The sequence below is a fragment of the Microbacterium sufflavum genome (assembly GCF_023091155.1).
GTDB lineage: Bacteria > Actinomycetota > Actinomycetes > Actinomycetales > Microbacteriaceae > Microbacterium > Microbacterium sufflavum.
In genome coordinates this window covers 23,295-43,725 of the sequence record NZ_JAHWXK010000001.1, presented here as the reverse complement: position 1 = coordinate 43,725, position 20,431 = coordinate 23,295, and the positions used below count along the sequence as shown (strand labels likewise).

General features: G+C 70.4%; 22 protein-coding genes. 9 read left to right on the top strand and 13 right to left on the bottom strand.

What is annotated here, in order from left to right:
- Nucleotides 1–957 carry an aldo/keto reductase gene (locus KZC56_RS00235; RefSeq protein ID WP_247638848.1) on the top strand — a complete coding sequence of 319 codons (957 nt, stop codon included), beginning with the start codon at nucleotides 1–3 and terminating at the stop codon, nucleotides 955–957.
- A 4-nt stretch (nucleotides 958–961) separates the two neighbouring features.
- Here KZC56_RS00235 and KZC56_RS00230 read toward each other — a convergent pair whose 3' ends face one another.
- The 4 genes from KZC56_RS00230 to KZC56_RS00215 are packed head-to-tail and all read right to left on the bottom strand — an operon-like array spanning nucleotide 962 to nucleotide 4,634.
- Nucleotides 962–1,639 carry a response regulator gene (locus tag KZC56_RS00230; protein WP_136031517.1) on the bottom strand — a complete coding sequence of 226 codons (678 nt, stop codon included), beginning with the start codon at nucleotides 1,637–1,639 and terminating at the stop codon, nucleotides 962–964.
- Nucleotides 1,636–2,904, bottom strand: a complete 1,269-nt coding sequence (locus KZC56_RS00225) for a sensor histidine kinase (RefSeq protein ID WP_247637593.1) — start codon at nucleotides 2,902–2,904, stop codon at nucleotides 1,636–1,638. Before KZC56_RS00225 ends, KZC56_RS00230 begins: the two co-directional genes overlap by 4 nt.
- A gap of 9 nt (nucleotides 2,905–2,913) precedes the next feature.
- Nucleotides 2,914–3,726: an ABC transporter permease gene (locus KZC56_RS00220; RefSeq protein ID WP_247637592.1), complete on the bottom strand. Its 813-nt coding sequence runs from the start codon at nucleotides 3,724–3,726 to the stop codon at nucleotides 2,914–2,916.
- Nucleotides 3,723–4,634: an ABC transporter ATP-binding protein gene (locus KZC56_RS00215; RefSeq protein WP_136046258.1), complete on the bottom strand. Its 912-nt coding sequence runs from the start codon at nucleotides 4,632–4,634 to the stop codon at nucleotides 3,723–3,725. Before KZC56_RS00215 ends, KZC56_RS00220 begins: the two co-directional genes overlap by 4 nt.
- Before the next feature lie 210 nt (nucleotides 4,635–4,844).
- Between KZC56_RS00215 and KZC56_RS00210 the strand changes: the two genes are divergently transcribed.
- A complete protein-coding gene (locus tag KZC56_RS00210) occupies nucleotides 4,845–5,756 on the top strand; it encodes a DMT family transporter (protein ID WP_247638847.1) in 912 nt (303 codons plus the stop codon).
- Here KZC56_RS00210 and KZC56_RS00205 read toward each other — a convergent pair whose 3' ends face one another.
- Together KZC56_RS00205 and msrB are read right to left on the bottom strand one after the other, a co-directional pair.
- On the bottom strand, nucleotides 5,757–6,452 hold the full coding sequence (locus KZC56_RS00205) for a nitroreductase family protein (protein WP_247637591.1): 696 nt from the start codon (nucleotides 6,450–6,452) through the stop codon (nucleotides 5,757–5,759).
- Nucleotides 6,449–6,853, bottom strand: coding sequence for a peptide-methionine (R)-S-oxide reductase MsrB (msrB, locus tag KZC56_RS00200; protein ID WP_136037075.1), 405 nt, complete (start codon nucleotides 6,851–6,853; stop codon nucleotides 6,449–6,451). The genes KZC56_RS00205 and msrB overlap by 4 nt, the downstream gene beginning before the upstream one ends.
- A gap of 72 nt (nucleotides 6,854–6,925) precedes the next feature.
- Here msrB and KZC56_RS00195 point away from each other — a divergent pair, with 72 nt between their 5' ends.
- The 4 genes from KZC56_RS00195 (at nucleotide 6,926) to groL (ending at nucleotide 10,576) form a co-directional block, all read left to right on the top strand.
- Nucleotides 6,926–7,918 (top strand): DUF2332 domain-containing protein, encoded by a 993-nt coding sequence (locus tag KZC56_RS00195; protein WP_247637590.1) that lies wholly within the window; start codon nucleotides 6,926–6,928, stop codon nucleotides 7,916–7,918.
- Between the two features lie 9 nt (nucleotides 7,919–7,927).
- Nucleotides 7,928–8,185 (top strand): DUF3263 domain-containing protein, encoded by a 258-nt coding sequence (locus KZC56_RS00190; RefSeq protein WP_136031532.1) that lies wholly within the window; start codon nucleotides 7,928–7,930, stop codon nucleotides 8,183–8,185.
- Nucleotides 8,186–8,254: 69 nt separating this feature from the next.
- Nucleotides 8,255–8,833: a LytR C-terminal domain-containing protein gene (locus KZC56_RS00185; RefSeq protein WP_308194328.1), complete on the top strand. Its 579-nt coding sequence runs from the start codon at nucleotides 8,255–8,257 to the stop codon at nucleotides 8,831–8,833.
- A 123-nt stretch (nucleotides 8,834–8,956) separates the two neighbouring features.
- Entirely contained in the window at nucleotides 8,957–10,576 is a 1,620-nt protein-coding gene (groL, locus tag KZC56_RS00180; protein WP_136037073.1) for a chaperonin GroEL, read from the top strand.
- 74 nt (nucleotides 10,577–10,650) lie between these two features.
- On the opposite strand, the gene KZC56_RS00175 is transcribed toward groL, so the two are convergent.
- The 6 genes from KZC56_RS00175 to KZC56_RS00150 all read right to left on the bottom strand — a co-directional run bounded on the left by KZC56_RS00175 (nucleotide 10,651) and on the right by KZC56_RS00150 (nucleotide 17,269).
- Entirely contained in the window at nucleotides 10,651–10,938 is a 288-nt protein-coding gene (locus tag KZC56_RS00175) for a WXG100 family type VII secretion target (RefSeq protein WP_247637589.1), read from the bottom strand.
- A 139-nt stretch (nucleotides 10,939–11,077) separates the two neighbouring features.
- Complete coding sequence (locus KZC56_RS00170; RefSeq protein WP_136031538.1) at nucleotides 11,078–12,769, bottom strand: sensor histidine kinase; 1,692 nt, start codon at nucleotides 12,767–12,769, stop codon at nucleotides 11,078–11,080.
- A 55-nt stretch (nucleotides 12,770–12,824) separates the two neighbouring features.
- Nucleotides 12,825–13,517, bottom strand: coding sequence for a response regulator transcription factor (locus KZC56_RS00165; protein ID WP_136031539.1), 693 nt, complete (start codon nucleotides 13,515–13,517; stop codon nucleotides 12,825–12,827).
- A gap of 72 nt (nucleotides 13,518–13,589) precedes the next feature.
- A complete protein-coding gene (locus KZC56_RS00160; protein WP_136046254.1) occupies nucleotides 13,590–15,236 on the bottom strand; it encodes a DNA repair helicase XPB in 1,647 nt (548 codons plus the stop codon).
- Nucleotides 15,237–15,273: 37 nt separating this feature from the next.
- Nucleotides 15,274–16,983: a helicase-associated domain-containing protein gene (locus KZC56_RS00155; protein WP_206252992.1), complete on the bottom strand. Its 1,710-nt coding sequence runs from the start codon at nucleotides 16,981–16,983 to the stop codon at nucleotides 15,274–15,276.
- A gap of 10 nt (nucleotides 16,984–16,993) precedes the next feature.
- Nucleotides 16,994–17,269 (bottom strand): multidrug ABC transporter ATPase, encoded by a 276-nt coding sequence (locus KZC56_RS00150; protein ID WP_136031545.1) that lies wholly within the window; start codon nucleotides 17,267–17,269, stop codon nucleotides 16,994–16,996.
- A gap of 116 nt (nucleotides 17,270–17,385) precedes the next feature.
- Between KZC56_RS00150 and KZC56_RS00145 the strand changes: the two genes are divergently transcribed.
- The gene (locus tag KZC56_RS00145) at nucleotides 17,386–17,766 is read left to right on the top strand and encodes a cold-shock protein (protein WP_136031547.1); all 381 of its coding nucleotides are present in this window, start codon (nucleotides 17,386–17,388) and stop codon (nucleotides 17,764–17,766) included.
- Nucleotides 17,750–18,403 carry a DUF3027 domain-containing protein gene (locus KZC56_RS00140; RefSeq protein WP_247637588.1) on the top strand — a complete coding sequence of 218 codons (654 nt, stop codon included), beginning with the start codon at nucleotides 17,750–17,752 and terminating at the stop codon, nucleotides 18,401–18,403. Before KZC56_RS00145 ends, KZC56_RS00140 begins: the two co-directional genes overlap by 17 nt.
- Nucleotides 18,404–18,413: 10 nt before the next feature.
- On the opposite strand, the gene serC is transcribed toward KZC56_RS00140, so the two are convergent.
- Entirely contained in the window at nucleotides 18,414–19,526 is a 1,113-nt protein-coding gene (gene serC / locus KZC56_RS00135) for a phosphoserine transaminase (RefSeq protein WP_247637587.1), read from the bottom strand.
- Between the two features lie 101 nt (nucleotides 19,527–19,627).
- On the opposite strand from serC, the gene KZC56_RS00130 reads away from it, so the two are divergent.
- A complete protein-coding gene (locus tag KZC56_RS00130; protein WP_136031553.1) occupies nucleotides 19,628–20,329 on the top strand; it encodes an iron-dependent transcriptional repressor DtxR in 702 nt (233 codons plus the stop codon).
- The last annotated feature ends 102 nt before the right edge of the window (nucleotides 20,330–20,431 follow it).

Below are 20,431 nucleotides of genomic sequence, written 5' to 3'. Positions count from 1 at the left end.
ATGACCCGCATCGGCAGCAGTGACCTCGACGTCTTCCCCCTCGCCCTCGGTGGCAACGTGTTCGGCTGGACCGCCGATCGCGACGCATCCTTCGCCGTCCTCGACGCCTATGTCGACGGTGGCGGCGACTTCATCGACACAGCGGACTCGTACAGTGCGTGGGTACCGGGGAATCGGGGCGGGGAGAGTGAGGAGATCATCGGGGAGTGGCTGGCTTCGCGCCGCCCGCGCGGTGTCGTCGTCGCGACGAAGGTGAGCCAGCATCCGGACTTCTCCGGGCTCTCCGCGACCACGGTGCGCGCCGCAGCGGAGGCGTCGCTGACGCGGCTGGGCGTCGACGAGCTGGACCTGTACTACGCGCACTTCGACGACGAGACCGTTCCGCTGGAGGAGACGGTCGCCGCGTTCGGGCAGCTGGTCAGCGACGGCCTCGTGCGACACGTGGGGGTGTCGAACTACTCGGCCGAGCGCATTCGCGAGTGGGTCGACATCGCCGGGCGGCTCGGGGTCGCGCAGCCGATCGCGATCCAGCCGCATTACAACCTCGTGCACCGCAACGTCGTGGAAGACACCATCATCCCGGTCGCCGAGGAGTTCGGACTCGGGCTGGTGCCCTACTACGCCCTGGCGAGTGGGTTCCTCACCGGGAAGTATCGCTCGACCGACGCCAGCGGCGAGGCGTCGCCGAGGGCCGCGGGTGCCGCGCGCTACGCCACCGACCAGGGCCTGCGCGTCCTCGACGCGCTCGGCGAGGTCGCGCACGCCCGCGGAACCTCGATCGCCGCGGTGTCGCTCGCCTGGCTCCGGGCCCAGCCGACCGTGGTCGCCCCGATTGCGAGCGCCCGCTCCGTGGATCAGGTGCCCGACCTGCTGGAGGGCGCACGGCTCGAGCTGTCGTCCGACGAGGTGCACCGTCTGAACGATGTCTCGGCGTGGACGCCGACCTCCGCCGCCTGAGTCGTCAGTCGCCGACGAGTCCGAGCCGATGCGCGAGGATGACCGCGTGGATGCGATCGCGGGCGTCGAGCTTGGCCAGCACCCGGCCCACGTGCGTCTTGACGGTGGACTCGCCCACATAGAGAGCGCGCGCGATCTCGGCATTGGTCAGGCCCTGACCGATCGCCAGGAACACCTCCTGCTCCCGGTCGGTCAGCGAGGCGTAGCGGGACGCATCCGCGCGGTCGGGCTCCGCCGGTGTTCCGGATCCGAGCCGCGGCCCCACGTGCTCGAGCAGCAGGCGGGTGATGCGGGGGGAGAGCGCGGCGTCCCCACGGTGCACGGCCCGCACCGCTGCGAGCATCTCGTGGCGTTGCGCGTCCTTGAGGAGGAACCCGCTCGCGCCGGCGCGGATCGCCCCGAACGCGTACTCGTCCAGGTCGAAGGTCGTGAGCACGAGCACGCGGGTCTCCGGGTGGTCGCGCACGATGGCCGACGTGGCGGCGATGCCGTCGAGTTCGGGCATCCGGATGTCCATGAGCACGAGGTCGGGCGCAAGGGCCGCGCTCTGGGCGATCGCCGCGCGGCCGTCCTTCGCCTCCCCGACGACCACGATGTCGGGTTCGGACTCGAGCACCATCCGGAAGCCGAGGCGGATCAGCTCCTGGTCGTCGACGAGGAGCACGCGGATCGGCGATGTCATGAGGGGTCCTCCGGGGTGGGTGTCGTCGCGGGGACGACCGGGCTGAGGGGCAGTCGGGCGTGCAGGCGCCATCGGCCGGGACCGTCCGGTCCGGAGTGCAGCCGGCCGTGGACATGCGCCGCGCGTTCGGTGAGTCCGCGGAGGCCGAAGCCGCCCGCGCCGACGTCGGTGCCGGAGACGCCGTCGTTGACCACCTCGACGCGGACCTCGTCGTCGGAATAGCCGATCGAGACACCGATCATCGAGACGGCAGGAGCGTGGCGCATGGCGTTCGTCACCCCCTCCTGCACGATCCGGCCCAGTGCGTGGGCGACGGACGGCGGGACGTCGGCGGTGCCCGTCACCGTGAGCGTCACCGGGTACCCCGCGCGCTGGGCGGCTTCGACCGTCTCCCGCGGCTGGGCGGGCTCGACCGGCGCGAGGGGGAGCGGCGAGTCGTCGTCGCGCAGTACGCCCAGCATCGATCGCATCTCCGTCAGCGCGCTCCTGGCCGTCTCGGCAGCGGTCGAGGCTGCCGCGCGGGCCTGCGTGTGATCGGGGGTCGCGGCCGCACCCTCCGACAGGGCGACGATCACCGTCAGCGAGTGCGACACGATGTCGTGCATCTCGCGGGCGATCCGCGCGCGCTCCGCGGCCGCCGCCAGCTGGGCCTGTTGATTGCGTTCGACCAGGAGTTGCCGCGATCGGTCGATCACCGCGTCGATGTATCGCTGGCGATTGCCGACGTTCACGCCGATCAGAGTGCCGATGAGACCGAGGACCACGGTGCTCAGGACCGTGTTGAGGCCCGACTGGAGGGTGACGCCACCGGTCAGCAGCAGCGCGCCGGCGACCGCCGACACCGCGGCGACACCCCAGCCGAAGGCCGCCCAGGCCGCGCGCGACGACCCGTGGACGGCGAGGGAGAAGCCCGCGATCAGGAGCAGCGGGCTGCTGCCCGGAGAACCCGCGAGCAGAAAGAACACGTCGAGTGCATACGCCGCGACCGCCGGGAGCAGCGGGAGCCGCCGCCGCCACAGCAGCGTGGCACAGGCGGCGAGGACGGCCAGGGGCCAGACGATCGCACGGACGACGGCCCACGGCTCCGGCAGAGCGTCCAGACGCGCGGCCGGTGTCAGCGTGAGCAGGACGCAGAGCGCCGTGAGGAGGACGTCGGCGACCACGGGGTGCCGCGCCCAGAAGCGTCGGAACACCCCGGGCGGACGCGGAAGCCGCAGCTCCTCGTCCTCACGGATCGAGTCGCTGCGGCTGCGCGTTCTCCTCACGGGCCGACTCTACGCGTCGCGCGTGCGCAGGACCGCCCATGCGGCAAGCAGCGCTCCGACCACCCAGCAAGCGAGCGTCAGAAAGGCGACGGGGGCCTCGATCGCCGCTCCCTCACCCGGGAGGATCGCGCTCTGCGCGGCCGCCACCGGAAGATAGGTCGCGGCATCCACCACCCACGCCCACGCCTCACCGGCCATCGAGAAGAAGTTCCCGACGATCGGCAGCACGAACAGCAGGCCGACCGTCGCGGCGATCGCGCCGGCGCCCGAGCGCAGGATGAACCCGAACGCGACGCCGATCAGGGCGAACACCGACATCGACAGGGATGCGACCAGGATCGGCAGGAACGACGCCGACGGGTCGGACCAGTCGATGCTCTGATCGCGGGAACCGACGATCATCCCGACCGCCACGGCCGCGACACCGAAGATCACGAGCGAGGACACGAACAGGAACAGCGCCAGCACGAGCGACTTCGCGAGCAGGACGGCCCCGCGCACCGGAACGGCCGTGAGCGTCGAGCGGATCATGCCGGTCGAGTACTCGCCGGTCACCGCGATCGCGCCGATGATGCCCGCCAACAGCATCGTGAACTGGATCGGCATGACCACGGCCTGGATGGGTTCGAACCCCGGAACGTCCACCGCCTGGGCGATCAGCATGGCGATGCCGATCGTGAGGACGGCGGCGATCGCGATGGACCACCACGTGGAGCGCAGCGTGGTGAGCTTGATGGTCTCGCTGCGGACGGCCCGGAAGAAGGTGAGCCGGCGACCGGTGTCGACGCGCGGTGTCGTGGCGACGGGGGCCTGCGTGGTCATGAGAGCTCCTTCGTGCGGTACTCGACGGCGTCGCCGGTGAGAGCGAGGTAGGCGTCCTCGAGAGAGCCGGTGGTGGGCGTGAGTTCGTGCAGGGGGATACCGCGTTCGGCAGCCAGGTCGCCGATGCGTGCGGCCGGGAGACCGACGATGTCGAGCAGATCCGGCGCGGAGCTGACGATCTCGACGTCCGGCGCCCCCACGGCCGCGGCGAGCTCCGCGGGACGCGGCGTGCGCACCCGAACGGTGTTCCTGGTCCACGAACGCACGAGGTCCGCGAGGGGAGCATCGGCGAGGACACGCCCGCGTCCCATCACGATCACGTGGTCGGCGGTCTGCGCCATCTCGCTCATCAGGTGGCTCGACAGCAGCACGGTCCGCCCCTCCGAGGCGGCGTGGCGCACGAACTGCCGCACCCAGCGCACACCCTCGGGGTCGAGACCGTTGACCGGCTCGTCGAGGATCAACGTGTGCGGGTCACCCAGTAGAGCCGAGGCGATCCCGAGGCGCTGGCCCATGCCCAGGGAGAACTTCCCGGCGCGCTTGCGGGCGACGGAGCCGATGCCGGCGAGGTCGATCACCTCGTCGACCCGCGAGTCGGGGATGCCGTGGGTCGCGGCCATCGCCCGCAGATGATTCCTGGCGGTGCGCCCGGTGTGCACGGCCTTCGCGTCGAGGAGCACCCCGACCTCGGTGAGCGGGGCGCGGAGCTTGCGGTATTCGCGCCCGCCGACGGCAGCGCGACCCGAGGTGGGCCGGTCGAGTCCGACGATCAGGCGCATGGTCGTCGACTTCCCGGCACCGTTCGGGCCGAGGAACCCGGTGACCGTGCCCGGCTGGACGGTGAACGACACGTCATCGACGGCCGTCTTGTCTCCGAACCTCTTGGTGAGGCCTTCTGCTGTGATCATGTCGTCCACGCTACGGACGGCGCCCGCCGCGCGCGTCCGCCCGCGGTACCTTTCCGCGCGCTCCGGATCCTCCCCCGGAAGGATGAGTGACCGCTTGCGCGGGGGCGCTGTCCGGGGCCACCATGCTGCGCCGTGAGCACCGTGGGCCGTCGGGTTCCGGGGCTCGGATAGGGTCGACGGGTGACAGACGCCCGTCGACTCCCCGCGCCCCTGGCCCTCGGCGGAGCCGTCGCCATCGGCGTCATGACCGCCATCCAGGCGCGGATCAACGGGGTGCTGGGCGTACGGGTCGACAACGGCATCGTCGCGGGCTTCCTCTCCTTCTCGGTCGGGCTCGTGGCGCTCGCGGTCGTGATCGCGCTCCTGCCGTTCGCCCGTCGCGGTGCCGTACGGCTATGGCGGGGGGTCCGCGGGCGCTCCGTCCCGTTCTGGATGCTCCTCGGCGGCGCGTGCGGGGCCCTCACGGTCTCGACGCAGGGGCTCACAGCGGGCGTCCTCGGCGTCTCGCTGTTCACGGTCGGCGTGGTGGCGGGGCAGACGCTCCACGGCCTGGTGCTGGACCGGATCGGCTTCGGGCCCGCGGGCGTCGTCGCGGTGACCCCCGGTCGCCTGCTCGGTGGGGCGCTGGCGCTCGCCGCGGTCGCGATCTCCCTGTCGGGCGACGTCCTGGCGTCCGCTCCGCTGTGGATGCTGGTGCTGCCGTTCCTCGCGGGAGTGGGCATCGCCTGGCAGGCCGCGACCAACGGGCGTTTGGCGCAGCGCGTGCAGTCGCCCATCGCCGCCACGCTCATGAGCTTCATCGCCGGGACGGTCGTGCTCGCGGTCGCCGCGGCCCTGAGCGTCGCGCTGCGCGGAGCGCCGGACCCCCTCCCGGCCGAGCCGTGGCTCTACCTCGGCGGGTTCCTCGGTGCCGCGTACATCCTGCTCGGCGCGTTCATCGTGGCTCACACGGGAGTGCTGCTGATGGGGCTCGGCTCGGTGCTGGGCCAGCTGGTGACCTCGGTGGTGATCGACGTGCTGTGGCCTGCGGAGGCGGGACCGGCGCTGTGGCAGGTGATCGCGATGGTCGTCGTCGCGGTGGCGTCGGTCGTCGTGGCAGTGCCGCGGCGTCGTGGCCGGTGACTACGCGGGGTTCTCCTTCGCGGCCTTCTTCTTCGCCTTCTTGGCGGCCTTCTTCGCCTTCTTCTTCGCCTTCTTGGCGGACTTCTTCTCCGCGTTCGCCTCGGCCTTCTTCTCGTTCTCGGCGAGCTCGGCGGGCTCGGCGGCGGCGACGGCCGGTTGGGTCGAGGGAAGACGCGTCAGCAGTCTGCGCGCGTCGACGGCCTTGCGTCGGCCCGGCGACTTCCCCGGCGGTTTGTCGCCGACGTACAGCCAGCCCAGCAGCTCCTCGTCGTCGGCGAGGCCGTGCATCGCCGCGACCGGCTGCGACCGCGTGAAATGTCCGGTGCGCCAGATCACACCCCACCCTGCTTCGTCCAGCAGGAGGCTGAGCACGTGGGCGACGCCGGAGGCGACGGCCTCCTGCTCCCACCGCGGCACCTTCTCGCTCGGCTGGTAGCTGGCCACCACCGCGATCAGCAGGGGGGCGCGCAGCGGCTTCGTCGAGGGGGAGTCGTCGCCCTGCGCCTGGGCGATCGCTGCTCCGAGGGCCTCTCGATCGGCGCCGCGCAGCTCGATCAGCCGCCACGGTCGCAGCGAGGAGTGATCGGCGACGCGTCCGGCCGCGGCCACCAGGGCCAGCAGTTCTTCCCGCCCGGGCGCGGTGTCTCCGACCTTCGACCAGGACTGTCGTGCGCGGACGGCGTCGAGCGCGCTCACGACTCGTCTGGCGTGAAGTTCAGCGCGATCGAGTTCATGCAGTAGCGGTCGCCCGTGGGAGTGCCGAAGCCGTCGGGGAACACGTGCCCGAGGTGCGAGCCGCACGTCGCGCAGCGGACCTCGGTGCGCACCATGCCCAGGCTGTCGTCCTCCAGGAGCTCCACGGCGTCGGGCCGGATCGACTCGTAGAAGCTGGGCCACCCGCACCCGGAGTCGAACTTGGTGCCGCTCTTGAACAGCTCGGCGCCGCACGCTCCGCACGTGTACAGGCCGGCGCGCTCCTCGTCGAGCAGTTCTCCGGTCCAGGCGCGCTCGGTCGCGGCCTGGCGCAGCACCGCGTACTGCTCTTCGCCGAGCTCCTTGCGCCACTCGTCTTCGGTCTTGTCCACGCTGTACGACATTGCGTCCTCCTCGGGTCCTCTCCATTCTCCACGCTGCGGCGGTGTCTCGGCGCTGCGCGTCAGAATGGACGCATGACCGACCCGATCCGGGAGCGCTATGCCCGCTTCGCGCGCGACGAGGCCCCCGGGCGCAGCGCCCTGTACGGGGAGTGGGCGGCCGGCGTCAGCGATGACGAGCAGCTGCGCGATGTGCTGCGTCGCATCCCGGAGACGCACCGCCAGCCACCGCTGGTGTTCGCGGTGTCCCGGCTGCTGGGCGCCCCGCTCGAGGACTACGCGGCGTGGCGCGCCTTCGTCCTGGCGCACGCCGACGTGCTCGTGGCCGAGTGCGCGGCGCGGTCCCTGCAGACGAACGAGCCGCTGCGGCTGGCGGCGCTGCTCCCGGTCCTCTCCGAGATCGAGGGGCCGATCGCGCTTCTCGAGCTCGGCGCATCGGCCGGTCTCTGCCTGTACCCAGACCGGTACTCGTATCGCTACGTGACGGCCGAGGGCTCCGAACGGCTCGCCGTCGACCCGCACGACGGTCCCTCCCCGGTCGTGCTGCAGAGTCGGGTGACGGGGACGATGCCGAGTGTTCGCCTGCCCGAGGTCGTGTGGCGGGGCGGCATCGATCTCGCACCGCTCGATGCCGCGGACGACGGAGACCGGCGGTGGCTGCGCGGGCTCGTGTGGCCGGGGGAGTCCGGGCGCGAGCGCCGCATCGAGGCCGCGCTCGACATCGTCGCAGCCGATCCACCGCTGCTGCTCGCCGGCGACGCGGCCGAGAGGCTCGAGGAGCTCCTGGCGATGATGCCTGTGGGTGCCACCCCCGTCGTCACGACGCCCGGGGTGCTCGTCCACATCCCCCGCCGTGCGCGCGAGGCTCTCGTCGCGCAGATCCAGGGGCTGCCGGCGCGATGGATCACGATCGACCCACCCGGACTGCTCGACGTGTGGCGGCCGTCCGTGGACGCGACGACATGGTCCGGCTTCGTGGTCGCGCTCGACGGCAGGGTGCGGGCGGCGGCCGACCCGCTCGGGCTATGGTGGGAGTGGCGCGCGGGCGATGACGTCACCGCGTCCTAACCTGGAGCCATGCTCGGAGACCTCACGGAACGCGACCGCGCGATCCTCGCCCTCGAAGCCGCCTGGCCGCGGCATGGCGGCATGAAGGAAGAGGTCATCCGCAGCACCCTCGGCATGAGCGCGGCGCGCTACTACCAGCTGCTCGGACGACTCATCGACTCGGAGGCGGCCCTGGCGTTCGACCCGGTCCTGGTGCGGCGGCTGCGACGGCTCCGCGACACCCGGGGCACCCGACGGGCGGCGCGCATGCCCGGCTTCGTCGGCTGACGGACCCGCTTCGCTCCGCTCGCTGGCCTCCGTCGCGGATTGCCAGCATCGTGCCGCTAGCATCGAGGGGTGTCCAAGCCCTCCCGTGACCGATTCGATGACGTTCCCCGCGCCTCCGGACGCGTCGGGGCCCACCGCGCGGAGGCTCCGGGCATGAACGGCTGGGTGGTCCTGCTGTGGTCCTTCGTGGCTGCGCTCGTCCTGATCATCGCCGGGATCTTCGGTTCGCTGGTCGTCATGGGGCGCATCGAGCTGTTCCCCGAGGCGGGCCCCAGCGCGGTGCCGACACCGGAGGAGACGGGTGTGGTCGACCCGAGCTACTCGGTCATGATCCTCAACGCGACCCCTGATTCCGGCCTCGACGACCAGATGCGTGACACTCTCATCAATGCCGGCTGGCCGGCGGGGATCGTGTTCGCCACGGACAGCGCGAGCGACGACTTCGCCACGACGACCATCTACTACGTCGACGACGCGGACGAGCAGGCGGCCGTGGGTCTCGCCGGGGTGATCGGCGGCGCTGCGGTGAAGCAGGACGACTTCTACGCCGATCTGAACGAGACGGGCGGCAAGCAGCTCACCGTCGTGATCGGCCTCGATCGCTCAGCGTCGGCGCCGGAGCAGTCCGAGGAGACTCCCGCTCCCTGACGCCCCTCCACAGGCGGGCGACGCGGCTTGCACTCGATGGTGTCGAGTGCCAGAATGGCGTTAGCACTCTCTCACTCTGAGTGCTAAACCCACCGTCTACGTCCAGGAGGGACGACAAAACTCATGGCAAAGATCATCGCCTTCGATGAGGAGGCCCGCCGCGGCCTCGAGCGTGGCCTCAACATCCTCGCCGACGCGGTCAAGGTGACCCTCGGCCCGCGTGGTCGCAACGTCGTGCTCGAGAAGAAGTGGGGCGCCCCCACGATCACGAACGACGGTGTCTCCATCGCCAAGGAGATCGAGCTGGACGACCCGTACGAGAAGATCGGCGCGGAGCTCGTCAAGGAGGTCGCCAAGAAGACCGACGACGTCGCCGGTGACGGCACGACGACCGCCACGGTGCTCGCCCAGGCCCTGGTCCGCGAGGGTCTGCGCAACGTCGCGGCCGGCGCCGACCCCATCTCCCTCAAGCGCGGCATCGAGAAGGCCGTCGCCGCCATCACCGAGGAGCTGCTGAGCAGCGCGAAGGAGATCGACTCCAAGGAGCAGATCGCCGCGACCGCGTCCATCTCGGCGGCAGACCCGGCCATCGGTGAGCTGATCGCCGAGGCGATCGACAAGGTCGGCAAGGAGGGTGTGGTCACCGTCGAGGAGTCGCAGACCTTCGGCACCGAGCTCGAGCTCACCGAGGGCATGCGCTTCGACAAGGGCTACCTGAACCCGTACTTCGTCACGGACCCGGAGCGCCAGGAGGCCGTGTTCGAGGACCCGTACATCCTCATCGCCAACCAGAAGGTCTCGAACATCAAGGACCTCCTGCCCATCGTCGACAAGGTGATCCAGGACGGCAAGGAGCTCGTCATCATCGCCGAGGACGTCGAGGGCGAGGCTCTGGCGACGCTCGTGCTGAACAAGCTCAAGGGCATCTTCAAGTCGGTCGCCGTCAAGGCTCCCGGCTTCGGCGACCGTCGCAAGGCGCAGCTGCAGGACATCGCGATCCTCACCGGCGGCCAGGTCATCACCGAAGAGGTGGGCCTGAAGCTCGAGAACGCGACGCTCGACCTGCTGGGTCGTGCCCGCAAGGTCATCGTCACCAAGGACGAGACCACGATCGTCGAGGGTGCCGGCGAGGCCGACCAGATCGAGGGTCGCGTCACGCAGATCCGTCGCGAGATCGAGAACACCGACAGCGACTACGACCGCGAGAAGCTGCAGGAGCGCCTGGCGAAGCTCGCCGGTGGCGTGGCCGTCATCAAGGCGGGCGCTGCAACCGAGGTCGAGCTCAAGGAGCGCAAGCACCGCATCGAGGACGCCGTGCGCAACGCGAAGGCGGCCGTCGAGGAGGGCATCGTCCCCGGTGGTGGCGTCGCGCTCATCCAGTCCGGCACCAAGGCGCTCGACGCCCTGTCCCTCGAGGGTGACGAGGCGACCGGTGCGAACATCGTCCGCGTGGCGATCGAGGCTCCGCTCAAGCAGATCGCCCTCAACGCCGGTCTCGAGCCGGGTGTCGTCGCCAACAAGGTCTCCGAGCTCCCCGCGGGCCAGGGCCTCAACGCCGCCAGCGGCGAGTACGGCGACATGTTCGCACAGGGCATCATCGACCCGGCGAAGGTCACGCGCTCCGCGCTGCAGAACGCCGCGTCGATCGCCGGCCTGTTCCTGACGACGGAGGCCGTCGTCGCCGACAAGCCGGAGAAGGCTGCCGCTCCCGTGGGTGACCCCTCGGGTGGCATGGACTTCTGATCCCGCTGCATCCACAGAAAGCCCCCGGCTCCGGCCGGGGGCTTTCTGGTGTTCACCGGAAGTGAAGCCGACGCTCAGCGGAACATGCTCGCCGAGTACTGGTCGGCGTCGGCGTACTGCGTCGCGACGGAGCCGAGCGATGTGCCGATACTGTCGAGCACCTGCTCGACGTGGAGCTGCGCGCCCTGCCACTGCTCGGCACACCCCTGGAACGCATTGGACGCGGTCCCCACCCACGACGACTGCAACTGCCTGAGCTGCGCCATGAGCGTCGATGACTCGGCACGGAGACGCTCGATGGTCGCGCGGGTGGAGGCGTGCGCGGCGTGCATGGCATCGGTGTCGACGGTGAATACGGTCATGAGGAACTCCTTCATCTCGGAGCTTCCGACGGTAGGTGAGGCCACGTCGATGGAGCGGACGGGAGGCGGGTCACCCCTGCGTCCTGGGGACACCTCGCCCGCTCACGACTCCGTGCAGAGCCAGCGCCACGCGTCGCAGTCAGGGCAGATCGAGCGGGTCGAGCGGTTGCGTGTCTTCGAGCAGGTGGGCCGGCGTGGCCTGGGCCGGTGCCAGGGGCAGCGTGACCGTGAAGGTCGCCCCGCCCCCCGGGCTCTCGGAGACCGCGATGTCGCCGTTGAGCGCCTTCAGGATGGAGGCCACGATCGCCAGGCCCAGCCCGGATCCGCCGGTCTCCCTCGCCCGCGAAGTGTCCGCTCTCCAGAACCGCTCGAAGATCTGCTCCCGGATCTGCGGCGGCACGCCTTCGCCGTGATCGACGATGGCGATACTCGCCGTTCCCGCCAGGCGATCCGAGTCCACGACGATCTCGATGGGGCTGTCGGCGGGGGAGAAGCGCCGCGCGTTGCCCAAGAGGTTGGTCACGACCTGGCGCACCTTGTTCTCCTCGCCGAGCACGATTGGCGGTGTCCGCACGGGAATGTCCTGCACCTCGCTGAAGTCGATGGCCGGCGGTTCCTCGTTCTGCTTGGCGCGGCGGCGCAGCCGGGACAGCGGTGCGAGCGGCCGCACGCGCGGGGTCGTGCGCTCGGGCTCGATCGGGACGATCGGCGTGCGCACCGGTGCCGTGGGGACGTTCTCCAGCGTCCGGTCGATCACCGAGACCACCCGGCCGGGTGCTGCCGCCCGTACGTCGAGCGCCGCGTCGCGCGCGATCGGCCGGAGGTCGAGCGGCTCGATCGTGGGCTCGCGCTCCTCATCGAGCCGAGCCAGCGCCAGCAGGTCTTCCACCAGCACCCCCATCCGGATCGCTTCCTTCTCGATGCGCTCCATGGCCCTGGCGGTGTCCTCTTCGCCCGTGATCGCGCCCATGCGATAGAGCTCGGCGTAGCCGCGGACACTCACGAGCGGGGTGCGCAGCTCGTGGCTCGCGTCTCCGATGAAGCGTCGCATGTGCTGCACGGTCCGGTCGCGCTGCGCGAGGGAGCGATCGACGCGGTCGAGCATCGTGTTGATCGCGGCATTGAGGCGGCCCACCTCGGTGGTCGGTTCCAGGTCGGTGAGGCGCTGTCGGAAGTCGCCCGCCGCGATCGACATGGCGGTCTGCTCGACCTGCCCCAGCCGCCGGAACGTCAGCGTCACCAGGCCGCGCGTGAGCAATGCGGCGACGAAGATCGTGATCAGCGCGATCGTGATGTAGATGCCGAAGTACTGGCTGATGATGCGATCGGCCTCGGCCAACGGCAGAGCGACCATCTGGATGCTGAGCGGCGTGCCCTCCTGCTGCACCAGGGCGACGGCCCCGTGGTAGACGCTGCCGTTGTCCCCCTCGAGCGCGAGCACCTTGTCCTCGTTCGCCTGCGCCTCCGAGAGCGAGTACTCCGCGGGGAAGAAGGGGGCACGACCCGACGCGCTGGGGGCCGTCGCGCGCAGCGCGCCCTCCGCGTCGTACACCGCGAAAGAGAAGTCGCGGGGCTTCTCGTCGCGGGGCGTGTAGGTCGTGACGCCGTCGATCGTCGTGGTGTCGAAGTAGCGCTCGATCAGATCGCTCGTGACGAGGGCAGGAAGTTGCGCGTTGATGTTCTCCACGAGCGCGTTGCGGAGCAGCGGAACCGTGCCGATCCCGGCCACCAGCAGACCGAGCGCGAGCACGGCGACCGTGACGCCGGTGACCTTGGCGCGGAGGCTGATCCGCCGCCACCACGTGGTCACCGCATCCGGCTCGTGCGCCATGCGGCCCTCCCTGCTGTGGCGATCCCGCCGTCGAGGGCGGATCCGTGCGACGTCGTCAGACCGTCTTGCCGACCTTGAGCATGTAGCCGAAGCCGCGCTTCGTCTGGATCAGCGACTCCTCCGTGTGCGGGTCGATCTTCCGACGCAGGTAGGAGATGTAGCTCTCGACGATGCCGGCATCGCCGTTGAAGTCGTACTCCCAGACGTGGTCGAGGATCTGAGCCTTCGAGAGCACCCGGTTGGGGTTGAGCATCAGGTAGCGCAGGAGCTTGAACTCGGTGGGGCTCAGCTCGATCGGCTCCTTGCCGACGTAGACGTCGTGGGTGTCCTGATCCATCGACAGCTCGCCGGCGCGGATGATCGACTCCTCGTCGGCCTGCATGGTGCGACGGAGGATGGCCTGGGCGCGGGCGACGATCTCGTCGAGGCTGAACGGCTTGGTGACATAGTCGTCGCCGCCGGCGTTGAGGCCTTCGATCTTGTCGTCCGTGCCGTCCTTGGCGGTGAGGAACAGGATGGGAGCGGTGAAGCCGGCGCCGCGGAGGCGCTTGGTCACGCTGAAGCCGTTCATGTCCGGCAGCATGACGTCCAGGATGATGAGGTCCGGCTCCTCCTCGAGGACGGCCGAGATCGTGGCGGCGCCGTTGGCGACCGTCTTCACCTGGAACCCGGCGAAGCTGAGACCCGTGGAGAGCAGGTCGCGGATGTTGGGCTCGTCGTCGACGACCAGGATGCGCGCAGCAGTCATGTCCCCATTATGGTGACTTCGGCCATGCGGTTGCTGATTACCTTCGGAGCGCCGGAAGCCGCACCGCCGAGGCTAGGCGGCCGCGGCGATCGCGTCCGCGTCCATGATCGTGTAGCTGTAGCCCTGCTCGGCGAGGAACCGCTGGCGGTTCTGCGCATAGTCCTGGTCGATCGTGTCCCGAGCGACGAGCGTGTAGAAGCTCGCCGTGTGTCCGGACTGCTTGGGACGCAGGAGCCGTCCGAGCCGCTGGGCCTCCTCCTGCCGTGAGCCGAACGAGCCGGACACCTGGATGGCGACCGAGGCCTCGGGCAGGTCGATGGAGAAGTTCGCCACCTTCGACACCACGAGAAGTGAGATGTCGCCCTCGCGGAAGGCGCGGTACAGCTCCTCGCGCTCCTCGACCGGCGTCGATCCGGTGATCTGCGGTGCGTTCAGCGCATCGGACAGCGAGTCGAGCTGATCGAGGTACTGGCCGATCACGAGGATCTGCTCTCCTTCGTGCTTCGCGATCAGCTCGCGGACGGCGTCGATCTTGGCGGGCGCCGACGCGGCGAGGCGGTAGCGTTCGTCATCGGTCGCCGCGGCGTACTCCAGCCGGTCGCTCGGCGGAAGGTCCACGCGCACCTCGTAGCAGACGGCCGGGGAGATGAACCCTTGCGCCTCGATCTGCTTCCAGGGAGCGTCGAAGCGTTTCGGTCCGATCAGGCTGAAGACGTCGCCCTCGCGGCCGTCCTCACGGACGAGCGTCGCGGTCAGGCCGATGCGGCGACGGGCCTGGAGGTCGGCGGTCAGCTTGAACACCGGCGCGGGCAGGAGGTGGACCTCGTCGTACACGATGAGGCCCCAGTCCAAGGCGTCGAGCAGCGCCAGGTGCGCGTACTCGCCCTTCCGCTTGGCGGTGAGGATCTGGTAGGTCGCGATGGTGACCGGCTTGACCTCCTTCGACTGCCCCGAGTACTCGCCGATCTCCTCCGGTGTGAGGCTGGTGCGCTTGAGCAGCTCGTCGCGCCACTGTCGCGCCGAGACCGTGTTGGTCACGAGGATCAGCGTCGTGGTCTTCGTCGCGGCCATGGCTCCGGCCCCGACGATCGTCTTGCCCGCGCCGCAGGGGAGGACCACGACGCCGGAGCCGTCCTTCGCGAAGGCGTCGACCGCGTCCTGCTGGTACGGGCGGATGTGCCAGCCGTCCTCGGCGAGCTCGATCTCATGCGGAGTGCCGGGCGTGTAGCCCGCGAGGTCCTCCGCGGGCCAGCCGATCTTCAGCAGCTCCTGCTTGATCTGTCCGCGGGCCCACGCGTCGACCACAAAGGTCTCGGGAGTCGGGTGGCCGATCAGCAGCGGCTGGATGCGCTTGTTGTTCGCGACCTGCGCCAGCACGGCGGGATCGGTCGACCGCAGGATCAGCACGCCCTCGTCGTCGCGCTCGATGACGAGCCGCCCGTAGCGGTTGACGGTCTCGCGCAGGTCGACGGCGACCGACGGGGGCACCGGGAAACGCGACCAGCGGTCGAGTGTCTCCAGCATGTCTTCTGCCGTGTGCCCTGCGGCTCGCGCGTTCCACAGTCCCAGGCGGGTGATGCGGTACGTGTGGATGTGCTCCGGCGCGCGTTCCAGCTCGGCGAAGATCGCGAGCTCGTGTCGGGCGCTCTCGGCGTCGGCGTGGGCGACCTCGAGCAGCACGGTGCGGTCGCTCTGGACGATCAGGGGGCCATCAGACATAGCTGACCAGTCTACCGGCCGTCCGGAGGGCAGGGCCTCACGGGGCCACGACGGTCGCCGCGCGGATGCTCGACACCGGGAGCGTGCGCTCGACGTCGGCGGCTCTGTCGCGGCCGCGCAGCCGTCCGCCACCGATACCCGTGGCCTCCAGGAGCAGGTCCCGCGTGGATCCGTCCGGCATGCCGACCGTCACACGCAGGACAGCCTTGGCTCGCACCGCGGCTTCGAGCTCCCGGTCGAGCCAGGCGGCATCGGCGTCCGGACCCTGGCGATCGCGCAGCCGGGCGATCAGCGTGTCGTAGTCGTCAGCGGGGTCGTGTCCGTCGGCCGGGGGAGCGGCGGGGTGGCGGTCGCGCACGACGATCGCTCCGTCCTCGTCGACGAGGCTCGCCGGGTAGCGGGCGTCCGTCAGCGCCCAGTACACGGTGTCCTGGGCCACTCGCGTGGTGAGCGAGCCCACGTGGGCTGTGAGCGCGAGCGGTCGGAGCGCCTGATCGACCGCGAGGGCTTCCAACACGTGCGGGTCGCTGCTCTCGATCCGGGTGCGCCCCGTCTCGCCGTCGACGGACACCCGGATGAGGCCGTGCCGTTGGGCGGTCTGCGCCACCAGGTAGCCCAGCGGCTGGGGTATTCCGGTGAGGGAGATCGCGCCGAGGAAGTCGAGGATGGAGTGTTCGCTCTCCCCGGTGGCGAAGGCGTGGGCCACCGACTCGGCGGTGAACCGGTAGGAGGAGGCCTGTGCAGCGGACTCCCGGACGGCGATCGTGCGCAGTCGCACGTCGAGGGCGGGCTGCAGCGGACCGGGAGCGATGGCCGTGAGGTCGTTCTGGAGGAAGATGCGGTCGACCTCCGCCGGGAGCTGTGCGACGAGGGTGCGGGCGTCGGCGGGCTCTCCGCGTCGGAGCGGCGCGGCCCAGGGGGGCTCGGTGCCGTCGTCGGCGATCAGACCGATCAGCCGGGCCGATTCCGTGAGCTCTGCGGCGTGTTCCGTCCAGGCGGCGTCCCAGGGGTGCGCGAGCGGCCACTGCGACACCGGGATCCACCCGGCAGTCGCCGGGCGAAGACCGCGCGGCAGGGAGTCGCGGAAGGCGGTCGCGAGGAGCGTCCAGCGGGCGGCGACGGAAGAGCGCAGCCATTCCTCGGCGAGCGCGGTCGTCCGCAGTCGACGGTCGACCGGGGCCGCCAGCCGGGCACGGACGGCGAGTCCGGAGAGCAGGTCGATGGCCTCGGTGGGCAGCCCGGCCTCGGCGAGCTGCCGCTTCTCGCCGGCGCTCACCGCTCCGCCGAGCAGGAGGGCGAAGGGCCGTTCCCTGGCGATGAGGAGGAGGTCGGCGAGGCGCGCGACCGTGGTGAAGGCGCGCTCGGCGGCGTGAGCGGACGTGGCCTCGGAGGACGGCGCGGGGGGAGTGGCGTCGATCGGCGTCGGCCGCGCGCGGCCTTCGACCAGCAGGTCCACGGGCGGCTGCGGTGTCCCGTCGGCGCGCAGGAGGGCGAGGGCGACCAGTCGCTCGCGGCCCTCGCCCGGCTGCTCACCGGCGACGGCATCCACGAGGGACGCGGCCTCCGCGGCGGTGAGTGCCGGGAGGACTCGGCTCAGGGAGGACGGTTCCAGCAGGGCCTCGGCCGCATCGAAGAAGTCCTGCCACGTCGCGTCGGGGCGTACGCCGCGGGCGGCGAACAGCTCCCGGAGCTCGGCATCGCTCGCTGCGGCCAGGCGGTCGGCCAGCGGTCGTGCGTGCGTGCTCATCGGCGGGGGCTCAGCGACGCGATTGCGCGCGACCCTTCCGGACGAAGCTCATGATCAGCAGGGTGATGATCAGCACGAACGCGAGTGGCAGCCCCCAGTAGGGGATCGCGGCGACGACCGGCCACGCGCCTTCACCGAACGCGGCGCGGTCCATGCCCGTGGCGGTGCCGATGATGATCGCGAAGAAGCACACCACGGAGGCGGCGGCGATCCCGAGTGCGGTGAACGCCAGGATGCGATCGATCCGGCGGATGGGGACCTCCGGTCCGGGGCTCTGCGTGCTCATCCGCTCCAGACTACTCGCCCCGGCGCGGTCGGTTCCGTTCGCCCCGCGACCGGTAGGCTGGACGCACGCGCACGAGCGCGCTCTGTTCTGCTTTTCGATACCAGCGAGGTTCACCCATGCCCACCGGCAAGGTCAGGTTCTACGACGAAGACAAGGGTTTCGGCTTCATCGCCAGCGATGACGGCCAGGACGTCTTCCTGCACGCCTCCGCGATGCCGGCCGGCACCGCGATCAAGGCGGGTGCGCGCGTGGAGTTCGGCGTCGCCGATGGCAAGCGCGGCCTGCAGGCGCTGTCCGTGCGGGTGCTCGAGGCCCCGCCCAGCCTGGCGAAGGCCAAGCGCAAGCCCGCCGACGACATGGCGATCATCATCGAAGACCTGGTGAAGCTGCTCGACGGCATCGGCGGCGATCTGCGTCGCGGGCGCTACCCGTCCTCCGGTCACGGCCGCAAGATCGCAGCCGTTCTGCGCAAGGTCGCTGATGACCTCGAAGCCTGAGGCTGACGCCCGCCTCGTCGAGGCCCATGATCTCGCGCTCGCAGCGCTGCGCGAGTTCACTCCCGCGTCCACCATCGGGCCGGCCGCCGGATACATCGCAGAGGAAGACGGATCGGTCTCGCTGCGCTTCGAGAACCGGCTGGCCGGATATCCGGGGTGGTACTGGACCGTGACGGTGGCCCGCGTCGACGACGAAGAGCCCACGGTGCTGGAGGCCGAGCTCCTGCCGGGCGACGGCGCACTCCTCGCGCCCGAATGGGTGCCCTGGGCCGAGCGCCTGGCGGAGTATCGCGCGCACCAGGCCGAGCTCGCCGACGCGGCTGCGGCGGCAACGGACGGCGATGACGGCGACCGGTCAGACGGAGCCGCGGACGTCGAACTCGACGATGTCCTGGACGACGAGCTCGACGAGGATGACGACGAGGCGTCCGACATCCTTCACGCCGGCGACCTCGACGGCGTCGACATCGACGAGCTCGACGACTCCGCATCCGACGACGAACTCGACGACTCCGCATCCGACGACGCGGAGGACGACGACGCAGATGTCGAAGACGACGCCGAAGACGACGACGCCGAAGACGACGACGCCGACGTCCGCGGTGCGGACGCCGGCGAGGTCGACGAGGAGGAGTGAGTCCCGGCGCTCAGCCGCCGAGGTTCTCCAGCACGTAGTCGATCGAGCGCGTGAGCTGACGGATGTCGTCGGGCTCGATGGAGACGAACGTCGCGACGCGCAGCTGATTGCGTCCGAGCTTGCGGTACGGCTCGGTGTCGACGATGCCGTTGGCGCGCAGCGTCTTCGCGATCGCTGCCGCGTCGATGCTGTCGTCGAAGTCGATCGTCGCGACGACCGGCGAGCGGTGTGCCGGGTCGGACACGAACGGCGTCGCCACGGTGGAGGCCTCGGCCCAGTCGTACAGCACGGAGGACGACTCCGCGGTGCGCGCCGCAGCCCAGGCGAGGCCGCCGTTGTCGAGGATCCACTGCAGCTGGCTGTCGAGCAGGTGCAGCGTGGTCAGCGCCGGGGTGTTGAGGGTCTGGTTGAGTCGGGAGTTGTCGACTGCCTGCTTGAGGCTGAGGAACTCGGGGATGTAGCGGCCCGAAGCGGCGATGCGCTCGATGCGGTCGACCGCGGCGGGCGAGACGGCCGCGAACCACAGTCCGCCGTCCGACCCGAGGTTCTTCTGCGGGGCGAAGTAGTACACATCGGCCTGCGCGACGTCGAAGTCGATGCCGCCCGCCGCGCTCGTCGCATCGATCACGGTCAGGGCCCCGTCGGCGTCGACGCGCGACACCGGAGCGCTCACGCCGGTCGAGGTCTCGTTGTGCGGCCACGCGTACACGTCGATCCCGTCGACGAATGCGGCCTGCGTGCAGGATCCCGGCTCCGCTCTGCGCACGTCGGGGGCCTCGAGCCACGGGGCCCCGGCGGCGGCGGCGAACTTGCCGCCGAACTCGCCGAACACGAGGTTCTGGCTACGACGCTCGATGAGGCCGAACGCCGCGGCATCCCAGAACGCGGTGGAGCCGCCGTTGCCGAGCAGGATCTCGTATCCGTCCGGGATGCGGAACAGCGCGGCGAGCCGCTCGCGCACGCTGCCGACGAGGTTCTTCACGGGCGCCTGACGATGCGAGGTGCCGAGGATCGACGAGCCGGAGGAGAGCAGCGCCTCCAGCTGTGCGGGCCGCACCTTCGAGGGGCCGCAGCCGAAGCGCCCGTCAGCGGGCAGGAGGTCACCGGGAATCTCGATCGCCATGGGTCGATTCTAGGGGGAGCGCACGGGGCCGCCCCGCCTGCTGTCGATCCGATGTCCCCGCGGGAATGTAGGCTTGCCTAAGAACTTCGGAGGGCCCGCACATGACCGATCTGATCGACACCACGGAGATGTATCTCCGCACCATCCTCGAACTCGAGGAGGAGAACATCGTGCCGCTGCGCGCGCGCATCTCCGAGCGGCTCGGCCACTCCGGACCGACCGTGTCGCAGACGGTCGGGCGGATGGAGCGCGACGGGCTCGTCGTGGTCTCCGAGGATCGTACGCTCGAGCTCACCGACGCCGGTCGCCGCAAGGCGGTCGACGTGATGCGCAAGCACCGTCTCGCCGAGCGCCTGCTGTCGGATGTGATCGGACTCGACTGGGCGTTCGTGCACGAAGAGGCCTGCCGCTGGGAGCACGTGATGAGCGAGCAGGTGGAGCGCCGCCTCGTCGAGCTGCTCGGGCATCCCACGGAGTCGCCCTACGGCAATCCGATCCCCGGTCTGGATCAGCTCGGCGACCTCCCGGCCCGGACGTTCGATGAGGGCGTCGTCGGTCTGGTGCAGCGTCTGAACGCGGCGGGCGAGCCCGTCGAGGGCACGGTGCGTCGTCTGGCCGAGCCCGCGCAGGTCGACCCCGAGCTGCTGGAGCAGCTGCGCGATGCGGGCGTCGTACCGGGGGCGCGCGGTGACTTCCGGTTCAACGAGGGCTACGTCCTCATCCAGATGGACGGCAAGGACGAGGGGCTCGAGCTTCCCGTCGAGCTCGCGTCGCACATCTTCCTGGTGGGCGAACCGGCCTGATCGCGCCGCAGAATCGCGGTTCGTCGCGCACCGTCTCGGGGCGTGGGACGGCCTCACCGAGGATTGCCAGTTTCCCAGGGTGACATGATCGTTATCTTCCGG